Genomic DNA, 724 nt, shown 5'->3' on the forward strand with positions numbered 1-724 from the left:
GTTGTGTTGTTAAATAAAAAAAGACCCTGAGGAGGGAAGGGGGGTTTGGTTTATGATTAAAAAATTATTAAATTCATTTAATTTATATTTTAAATTAATATATTTTGTTGCAAACAAGTTATTTTTTAAGAGAATATATTTTTTTTCTTAATTCAATTTCTAAATCTATTTGTTCTAAATTTATTTCATGTAAATTTTTTTTAAGAAAATATTTTTTTTCTTTCAAAAAAGATATTTGAAATTTTAAAAAACTTGAATTTCTTTCTGAAGCGTTAGTATTTTTCTTACTTCTGATTTTTAAATGAAATGATAATGTTTCTTCTATTCTATTAATTTCTTTTAATATTGAATTTCTTTTTCTCGATAAATCATCTATTTTAGATCTTAAAAATTCAATTTTTGTTTCTGAAGAATCAAATAATTTTTCTGAAGAACCTGTTTTTTTAATTTCTGAATAAACTTGACCAGCATAAACCAAATTAGATTTTATAAAATAATTTATAAATATGAAAAATAAAAATATTATAAATAAAAAAATTGCAGTATAGTTGATGTTTTTAAAATTTAAATTCATTTTTTTGAATAAACTTTCTAATATAGATTTACTATTTTTTTAAATCAAAACTTATTATTTATCGCCAGCCCTCGCTGATTCTTTTGTTATTTTTGGATTCTTGGGCTTTATCATAGTTTTGTTTATCTTGGTAAATAGATAAAATTTTTC

The 724-nt window shown here is 19.3% G+C and carries 1 protein-coding gene; it reads right to left on the reverse strand.

Going from position 1 to position 724, the window contains the following annotated elements; genetic code table 11:
- Nucleotides 1-118: 118 nt before the first annotated feature.
- Entirely contained in the window at nucleotides 119-574 is a 456-nt protein-coding gene (locus M8044_RS02475) for an effector protein (protein ID WP_273585466.1), read from the reverse strand.
- Between the last annotated feature and the right edge of the window lie 150 nt (nucleotides 575-724).

Origin of the sequence: Columbia Basin potato purple top phytoplasma, assembly GCF_028595955.1 — a bacterium.
In the GTDB taxonomy this organism is placed as follows: domain Bacteria; phylum Bacillota_I; class Bacilli_A; order Acholeplasmatales; family Acholeplasmataceae; genus Phytoplasma.

What these genes read in the sequence shown, in the direction of transcription:
- M8044_RS02475 (WP_273585466.1), bottom strand. Translation starts at nt 574, where the DNA reads ATGAATTTAAATTTTAAAAACATCAACTATACTGCAATTTTTTTATTT.